Annotated in this window: 5 protein-coding genes; 3 read left to right on the forward strand and 2 right to left on the reverse strand. The window is 68.2% G+C overall.

Going from position 1 to position 9,105, the window contains the following annotated elements; genetic code table 11:
• On the forward strand, window positions 1-552 hold a 552-nt coding region (locus P3W85_RS03420; RefSeq protein WP_276263733.1), incomplete at its 5' end, for an anti-sigma factor family protein.
• Window positions 553-567: 15 nt separating this feature from the next.
• Here P3W85_RS03420 and P3W85_RS03425 read toward each other — a convergent pair.
• Together P3W85_RS03425 and P3W85_RS03430 are read right to left on the reverse strand one after the other, a co-directional pair.
• Window positions 568-2,823, reverse strand: a complete 2,256-nt coding sequence (locus tag P3W85_RS03425) for a xanthine dehydrogenase family protein molybdopterin-binding subunit (protein ID WP_276263734.1) — start codon at window positions 2,821-2,823, stop codon at window positions 568-570.
• 12 nt (window positions 2,824-2,835) lie between these two features.
• Complete coding sequence (locus P3W85_RS03430) at window positions 2,836-3,294, reverse strand: (2Fe-2S)-binding protein (RefSeq protein WP_276263735.1); 459 nt, start codon at window positions 3,292-3,294, stop codon at window positions 2,836-2,838.
• 495 nt (window positions 3,295-3,789) lie between these two features.
• Here P3W85_RS03430 and P3W85_RS03435 point away from each other — a divergent pair, with 495 nt between their 5' ends.
• Window positions 3,790-7,173: a diguanylate cyclase gene (locus P3W85_RS03435; RefSeq protein WP_430869485.1), complete on the forward strand. Its 3,384-nt coding sequence runs from the start codon at window positions 3,790-3,792 to the stop codon at window positions 7,171-7,173.
• Window positions 7,174-7,789: 616 nt separating this feature from the next.
• Window positions 7,790-9,100, forward strand: a complete 1,311-nt coding sequence (locus P3W85_RS03440) for a dicarboxylate/amino acid:cation symporter (protein WP_276263737.1) — start codon at window positions 7,790-7,792, stop codon at window positions 9,098-9,100.
• Window positions 9,101-9,105 lie beyond the last annotated feature (5 nt).

Genomic DNA, 9,105 nt, shown 5'->3' on the forward strand with positions numbered 1-9,105 from the left:
AGCCCGGCGGCCAATGCCGCCATGGCCGCGCTGACGGTGGCGACGCTCGGCATCGGCGTGGCCCAGTACGCGCTGAGCGATGGCACGGAGCAGAGTGTGGACGGCGAAATGGTCAGCAGCCATGTGCGCGCGCTACTCTCCGGCCACGCGATCGACGTGGTCTCGTCGGACCGCCACACCGTCAAACCCTGGTTCAATGGCCGGATCGACTACGCGCCGTCAGTGCGGGACCTGGCCGCGCAGGGCTTTCCGCTGACCGGGGGGCGGCTCGACTATGTGCACGGGCGGCCGGTGGCGGTGCTGGTCTACCGCCACAACCAGCATCCCATCGATGTCTTCGTGCTGCCGCTGGGGACTGACGACAGACCCAACAGCAAGACCAGCACCGCTGGCAACAGCGCGCCGCCGCAGATCGAGGCGCGCCATGGCTACCAGCTCGCCAGCTGGCAGGCCGGCGGCATGCGCTATGCGGCCGTCACCGATGCCTCCGCCGAAGACCTGTTGCATTTCACCCAGGCCTGGCGCGCGGCCGGCGACAGCCGCGCGCCCTGAGTCCCGCGCCGCCGCTCAGGCCAGCACGAAGGGGAGCTGGCGCTGGCGCTTGCCGGTCAGCGTGAACAGCGCGTTGGCCACCGCGGGCGCAATGGCCGGCACGCCGGGTTCGCCCAGCCCGGTGGGCGGGTCCTCGGAGGGAACGAAGAACACGTTGACCACCGGCGCCTCATTGATGCGCGGCGGCGGATAGTCGGGGAAATTGCTGTTCTTCACCACGCCATTCTCGATCTCGATGGCAAAGCCCGGACGCGTCATCGCCAGCCCGAACACGCACGCGCCCTGCACCTGCGCTTCGGCCGACATCGGGTTGACCACGCGGTTGGCATGCACGCCGGCTGTCACGCGATGCACGCGCGGCTCGTTCTTCTCCAGCGATACCTCGACCACGTAGGCCACCACGGTGTCGAACGACTCGTGCACCGCCACGCCCCAGGCCTGGCCCTTGGGCAGCTTGCGCTTGCCGTAGCCGGATTTCGCCACCGCAAGCTGCAGGGCCGCGCGATGGCGCGCATGCTTCGCCGCATCCAGGCGCGAGAGCCGATAGGCCACCGGGTCCTGGCGCGCGTTGACCGCGATCTCGTCGACCAGCGTCTCCTTGACGAAAGCGGTGTGCGTATTGCCCACCGAGCGCCACCACAGCACCGGTACGTCCACATCCGGGTGGTGCACCGACAGTTGCAGCGGAAGACCGTAATCGTTCTGCACGATGCCCTCGGTCATGGTCGAATCCACGCCGCCCTTGACCATGAAGGCTTCGAAGGGCGTGCCCTTGAGAATGGACTGGCCGACGATGGTGTGCTGCCAGCCCAGCACCTGCCCCTTGGCGTCGATGCCGATGCGCGCGCGGTGCACGTGCAGCGGCCGGTAGTAGCCGCCCCGGATATCGTCCTCGCGGCTCCACATCACCTTGAGCGGCTCATCGTGGCCATTCTTGATCCAGGCCAGCAGCACATTGGCGGCCTCGACCAGGTAGTCGGACGTGGGCACCGCGCGCCGGCCGAAGCCACCGCCCGCCATCATGGTGTTGAGTACGACCTTGCCGGGCGGCAGCCCGAGCACGCGCCCGATCGCGGCCTGGTCCACGGTCTGGAACTGCGAGCCCACCCACACCTGCACGGCCTGCGCCTTCTTGCCCGCCACCTCGGCCTGCATGGTGCAGTTCAACGGCTCCATCGGCGCATGCGCGAGGTAGGGAAACTGATAGTCCGCTTCGATGGTGCGCGCGGCTGCGGACATGGCGCCGAGATCCGCCTTGAGCGCCACCGTGCCGGGCTGCGCGGCGAGCGTCCTGTACTGCTCGAAGAGCGCCTTGGTCGAGACGGTGGAGCCGGCGTCCTCCCACACGATCTCCAGCGCGTCGCGGCCCTGCTTGGCGGGCCAGTAGCCGTCGGCCACCACGGCCACGCCGGTGCCGCCGCGATCGACCGGCACCAGCATCACGTCGGCCACCCCCTTGATCGCACGCGCCTTGTCGGCATTGAAGGATTTCACCTTGCCGCCGAAGCGCGGCGGGCGCGCCACCACGGCCACCACCATGTCCTTGAGACGGGTATCGATGCCGAAGGCGGTGGTTGCCTCCAGCTTGCCGAGCGCGTCCAGGCGCCGCGTGGGCTTGCCGATCAGCTTGAACTGCGCCGGGCTCTTCAGCGTGACCTGCTGCGGCACCGGCAGCGCCATGGCCGCCTGCGCGAGTTCGCCGAAGGTGGCGCGGTGGCTGCCGGAGGTGACCACGCCCTGCGCCACCTGGCAGCTCGCCGGATCGACCTGCCATTGCTGCGCGGCCGCGGCCACCAGCATGGCGCGGGCGCGCGCGCCAAGCTCTCGGTATTGCTGGAAGGAATGATTGAGCGCGGTGGAGCCCCCTGTGATCTGCATGCCGAAGGCGGGGTCCTTGTATGCATCGCCGGCCGGCGCCAGCATGGCGCGCACATTGCGCCAGTCGACGTCGAGTTCTTCGGCCAATGCCATCGGCAGCGCCGTATGCACGCCCTGGCCGAACTCAAGCCGGTTGACGGCCACGGTCACGGTGTTGTCCGGCGCGATGACCAGGAAAGCCTGGGGCGGCGAAGGCGGCGCCTTGGGCGGCGCGCCTTCCTGCGCGAATGCGGCCGGCACGGGCAGGATGCCCAGCGCCAGCCCGCCGCCGGCAAGGCCGGTCAGCTTGAGAAAACCGCGGCGGTCCAGCGCGGCGATGCCGCCGGTTTCACTGCCCTCGCCATCGCGCCGGCGAGGGCCGCCCGCCAGTGCTTCGAGTTGTCTGATTCGCATGGTGTGGTCCCCTTAAGCCAGCGCGCGCGCCGCGTCCTTGATGGCCGCGCGGATGCGCTGGTAGGTGCCGCAGCGGCACAGGTTGCCCGCCATGGCCTGGTCGATGTCGGCGTCGGTGGGATGTTTCTTGCTGCGCAGCAGTCCTACCGCGCTCATGACCTGGCCGTTCTGGCAGTAGCCGCACTGCGCCACGTCGTGCTGGATCCAGGCATCGAGCACCGCGCGGCCGATCTTGTCGCCGGCGACGCCCTCGATGGTGGTGATGCGCGCGCCTTGCGCCGCCGAGATCGGCGTCACGCAGCTGCGCGTGGCCTGGCCGTTGATATGTACCGTGCAGGCCCCGCACGCGGCCATGCCGCAGCCGAACTTGGTGCCGGTCATGCCGAGGTTGTCGCGCAGCGCCCACAGCAGCGGCGTGGAGGGATCAACGTCTACCTGCAGCGGCTTGCCGTTGATATCTAGGGTGGTCATGGGGGGAGCTCCTTGGGTCTGTTTGCCCTGGTCCGCCCCGGCATGGTGCAGCGGTTCGCCGCGCCGCGCCGGCGGCGGCCTGCCGAGCGACGCCCGCCGATACCGCCCGCGGACGCCGTAAAACCTTGTGAGGATAGTGCAAAAACGGCGCGCCCGTGCAGCCCCGGGGCGCCGGTCAGTGTCCGAGCCACATCCGCCGCCTTACCCCACCTAAGCAGGGGGATTGCCTGAAGCGAGCACGGGAACCGGACCGCATGGCGCCTGCCGCCGCCCCCCGGAGCCGGCGCCGCAATGGGCAACGCCGTGCGCATACCGTAAAACGGCGACCGGCGCCAGTGCGAATAGCGGGCCCACACCCCGTGTTCTCGCCTCGTGCTTTGGGCATATCGCCGCTATATTGACCGATTAGGCTGGGCCATGCATGCAACTTGCCGCGCCGCCAGGCCGTCGCCCTCATTGCACCCTTTCAGAAACGCAGCTGCAGGCTGACGCAACATGACGCCAGATTTGGAAGTCCGCCCCTTGACCATCCCCTGCCCGCACTGGCAGCGCGTCTTGCTGGCCGCTCTTGGCTTCTTCCTGCTGGCACTGGCCGGACTCGCCCTGTCGCGTTATCCGGGCAATGTGGCCATGTTATGGCTGGCCAATGCTTTCGGTCTCGGCATCCTGCTGCACGAGCAGCGCCGCAACGCGCCCTGGCTGCTGGCGGGCATGCTGGTGGCGGGGGTGGCGGCCAACGCGGCGATGGGCGACGCCGCAGCCGTCGCGCTGGCGCTGTCGCTGGGCAATGTGACCGAGATCGCCTTCTCGGCGTGGCTGGTGCGCACCATGACCAGCGGCGCCACCCTGTCCCTGCCAGGGCCGCTGGCGCGCTTCGGGCTGACGCTGGGCGCGGCCGGCATGCTGGGACCGGCGGTGGGCGCGACGATCGGCGCTGCCACCCTCTCCACGGCTTTCCATCGCAGCTTCGGCCCGGTCTGGTGGACCTGGTGGACGGCGGACTCGATGGGCATCGTGATGCTGTTGCCGCTGATGGTGTCGATCACGCGCGAGCGCGTCGCCGACACCTTCCGTCCTGCGCGGCTGCCCCGCCTGGCCGCGCTGCTGCTGCTGAGCCTGGCGGTCGGCACGGTGGCACTCTACAAGAGCAAAGAGCCGTTCGTGGTGATGTCGCTCCCCCTGGTGCTCGCAGCGCTGCTGACCAACCCTTTCGCCACCGCCCTGCTGACGCTGCTGGCGATCTGCGCCGTGGTGGCGCTGGGCCTGGCCGCGGCATCGCTCGGGATGGGCACTGGCGAACCCTTCCTGCTCCAATCGATCCAGTTGTCGACCGCGCTGATCATGGTCTTCCCGGTCAGCATCGCCTTCCTGCTGGAGCAGAACCGGCGCGATCGCAGCGAACTGCGCGGCAGCGAGCGGCGCTTTCGCCAGGCCATGGAGCACTCGGCGATCGGCATGGCGCTGGTCGGGCTCGACGGCCACTGGCTGCAGGTCAACCGTGCCATCTGCGACCTGTTCGGCTACGAGGCCGCCGAGCTGGCCGACCTGCCCTACCCGCTGATCACCCACCCCGACGACCTGGCCCCCGACCTGCACCAGGTCGAGCGCCTGCTGGCCGGAGAGATCGAGTCCTACCGCATCGAAAAACGCTACCGCCACAAGGACGGCCGCTATCGCTGGGCCTTGCTTGCGGTCTCCCTGGTGCGCGACGAGCACAGCGGCGCGCCGCTGCATTTCATCTCGCAGGTGGAGGACATCGACGAACGCAAGACCGCGCAGGAAAAGCTCGAGGCGCTAGCGCGCCGGACCCGCCTCGCGGTCGAGGCCGGCGGCGTGGGAATCTGGGAGTGGAACATTGCCGGCGGCGCCATCGAGTGGGACGCGCGCATGCACGCGCTGCACGGCATCGCGCCCGGGCAGGGCACGCCGGACATCCAGCGCTGGATCGGCATGGTGCATCCGGACGACGTCGAGCGGGCACGCGCCGAGATGCGCGCGGCGGTGCGCGGCACCCGCCCCTTCGACACCCAATACCGCATCCAGCGCGCCGACGGAGAAGTGCGCCACATCCGCGCCATGGCGATGGTGATGCGCCAGGGCGACGGCACCGCGCTGACCATGATCGGCACCAACTGGGACATCACCGAACAGCACCGGCTCACCGATGCGTTGTTCGAGGAAAAGGAGCGCCTGCAAATCACGCTGCGCTCGATCGGCGACGCGGTGATCTGCACCGACGCCGCCATGGGCGTGACCTTCATGAACCCGATCGCCGAGCAGCTGACCGGCTGGACCATGCAGACCGCCGCCGGCCAGTTGCTCGAGCATATTTTCCGCATCGTCGACGAACACACCAACGAGCCCATCCCCAGCCCGGTGGCGCAGTGCCTGCAAACCTTGCGCCCGGTCTACCTGCAGGACGGCGCGGTGCTGCAAAGCCTGACCGGCGACCGCCATGACGTGCAGGACTCCGCGGCGCCGGTGCGCACCGCCTCCGGCGAGGTCATCGGTGCGGTGCTGGTGTTCCAGGACATCACCAGCGCCCGCGCGCTGCAGCGCGAGCTGGCCCACTCGGCCTCGCACGACGCGCTGACCGGCCTGCCCAACCGCATCTGGTTCGAGAAGCGGCTGCGCGAGGCCTGCGAGGCAGCGCGCCTGCAGCGCCAGCATCACGCGCTGTGCTTCATCGACCTGGACCGCTTCAAGATCGTCAACGACACCGCCGGCCACGCGGCCGGCGATGTGCTGCTGCGCGAGCTGGGGCATGTGATCCGCCACCACGTGCGGCCGGGCGACCTGCTCGCGCGCCTGGGCGGCGACGAGTTCGCGCTGCTGCTCAAGGACTGCACCGTGGACCAGGCCGAGCGCGTGTGCCAGAAGGTGATCGACGCCATCCGCAGCCAGCGCTTTCCATGGGAAGGACGTGTCTACGATGTCGGCGCCAGCATCGGCATCACCGCCATCGACCACGAAACGCCGCCGGTCGGCGAGTTGATGAGCCGCGCCGACGTGGCCTGCTATGCGGCCAAGGCAGCGGGACGCAGCCGCGTCTCGGTGTACCGGCGCGATGAAAGCGATGCCCAGCGCCACCACCAGGAACTGCAGGTAGCCGCGGGGATCCGCTCCGCCCTGGAAGAAAACCGCTTCCGGCTGTTCGCGCAGGAGATCCGCGCGCTGCAAGACCACCCAGGGCCCAGCCGCCATATCGAAATCCTGGTCCGCATGGTCGACGAGCAAGGCAAGCTGGTGATGCCGGGCGCCTTCATCCCCGCCGCCGAACGCTACGACCTGATGGGTCATGTGGACCGCTGGGTGATCCACCATGTGCTGCGCGAATTCGGCGCGCGCCTGAGCGCCGTGCCCATGCTCACGGTGGCCATCAACCTGTCGGCCAATTCGCTGGGCGAACCGTTCCTGCTGCCGTTCCTGCACGCCGAGCTGCATGAATCCGTGCTGCCGGCCAGCCGTATCCAGCTGGAAATCACCGAAACCGCGCTGATCAACAATATGGCGGCAGCCAACCGCCTGGTGACCGAAATGCGCAGCGCCGGCTGTACCGTGGCGCTCGACGACTTCGGCGCCGGGCTCTCCTCGTTCTCCTATCTCAAGCAATTCCCGGTCGACTACCTGAAGATCGACGGCAGCTTTATCCGCCACCTGGCCGCCAGCGCGGTGGACCGCGAGATCGTCAGCTCGATCAACGATATCGGCCATCGCCTGGGCATCCTCACGGTGGCCGAGTCCGTGGAGGACGAGCAGACCCTGCTGACCCTGCGCGCCATCGGCGTGGACTACGCCCAGGGCTATGTGATCGGGCGGCCGATGCCGCTGGAGCACTTCCTGGAAAGCTGCCCGACCCAGCCGGTGGATAACGGCTGAAGCCCCGGGCTCCGGCGGCGCCGCACGCGCACGTCGCCCGGGTACCGAATGGAGCATCTGGCCGCCGCCGTGGCGCAACGGCATGTGCCCGGCACGGCGTGTTGCGCACGCCACTCGCCTGCAGCCGGGCTCGCACATGCCCCGCATTCGCCCCACCAGCATTCGGAAATCCGAACGCCGGCCACCCGCGCATTTACGGAAATCCGAACCATGCGCCGGAGGCACATTTATTTCCCCTTTTTATTCAGTGACTTAGCACCTGCCAAAAACCCTCCTTGGCTGGCACACCTCGTGCAATGTATGCGCCCGCCCCAAGCGGCAATACAGGTGACGGCCGGCTCCCTGCCGCCGGCCCGCACCGAAAACAATGGAGGAAACAATGATCGACCCCGCCTTGCCATCTTTGCCCGCCCCTGCGGCGGGTGCCGGGCACACCGCCCGCTGCTCGGCTGATGTTCGGATTTCCTGACTACCCGAACACCCCGATTCGCTGACTCTCGCGGCTGTGGCCGCATGGTGCTGCCCCCCAAACCGCAGCGCCATGCCAGAAGGCTGCCAGCCTGCCCTACCGCAAAACCCGCCCGGCCACTGGCCGGGCGCATCGGCCCCGACTCTGATGAAACTGAACCGACTGCCTACCCTGATTTTCATTGCGATGCTGCTTGGCGTGCTGGCCGGCACGGCAGCCCACCACTATGCGCCGGACCCCGCCGCCGCGAAATCCATCGCCGACCACCTGTCCATCCTGACCGACGTGTTCCTGCGCATGATCAAGATGATCATCGGGCCGCTGGTGTTCGCCACCCTGGTCGGCGGCATCGCCAGCATGGGCGACGGCAAGGCCGTCGGCCGTATCGGCATGAAGGCGATGGCATGGTTCATCGCCGCGTCCATCACCTCGCTGCTGCTGGGCCTGCTGATGGCCAACGTGCTGCGCCCGGGCGAAGGGATGAACCTGCCGCTGCCCTCGGCCGATGCCGCCTCCAACCTGAAGACCGGGGCGCTGAACCTGCGCGACTTCATCGCGCATATGTTCCCCAAGAGCTTCGTCGAGGCGATGGCCACCAATGAGATCCTGCAGATCGTGGTGTTCTCGCTGTTCTTCGGCTTTGCGCTCGGCACCCTCAAGGACGGCGTTGGCAAACCCGTGCTGGCCGCCATCGAGGGGCTTGGCCAAGTCATGCTGAAGGTCACCAACTACGTGATGGCCTTCGCCCCGGTGGGCGTGTTCGGCGCGGTTGCCGCGGTGATCACCGCTGAAGGCCTGGGCGTGCTGACCGTGTACGCCAAACTGCTGGGTGCGGTCTACCTGTCGCTGGCGCTGCTGTGGGTGGCGCTGATCGCGGGTGGCTACTTCTTCCTCGGCCGCGACGTGTTCCGCCTGCTCAAGATGGTGCGCGCGCCGCTGATGATCGGTTTCGCCACCGCCAGCAGCGAGTCGGCCTATCCCAAGGTGATCGAGCAACTGACCCGCTTCGGCGTCAAGGAGCGCATCACCGGCTTCGTGCTGCCGCTGGGCTACTCCTTCAACCTGGACGGCTCGATCATGTACACCTCCTTCGCCGCGCTGTTCGTCGCGCAGGTGTACGGCATCCACCTGTCGCTGTCGCAGCAGATCACGATGCTGCTGGTGCTGCTGGTCACCAGCAAGGGCATCGCCGGCGTGCCGCGCGCCTCGCTGGTGGTGGTCGCCGCAGTGCTGCCGATGTTCGGCCTGCCTGAAGCCGGCATCCTGCTGGTGCTGGGCATCGACCACATCCTGGACATGGGCCGTACCGTTACCAATGTGCTTGGCAATGCCATTGCCACGACCGTCGTCGCCAAAAGCGAGGGCGCCATCGGCGCGCCGGTGCCCGAAGAAGCGGATGACCCCGCTGCCGACGGCAACCGTGACCTGACACCCGTTCAGGTCCTGGCCCGCAAGTAATACTG

The sequence above is a fragment of the Cupriavidus basilensis genome (assembly GCF_029335485.1).
Taxonomy (GTDB): domain Bacteria; phylum Pseudomonadota; class Gammaproteobacteria; order Burkholderiales; family Burkholderiaceae; genus Cupriavidus; species Cupriavidus basilensis_E.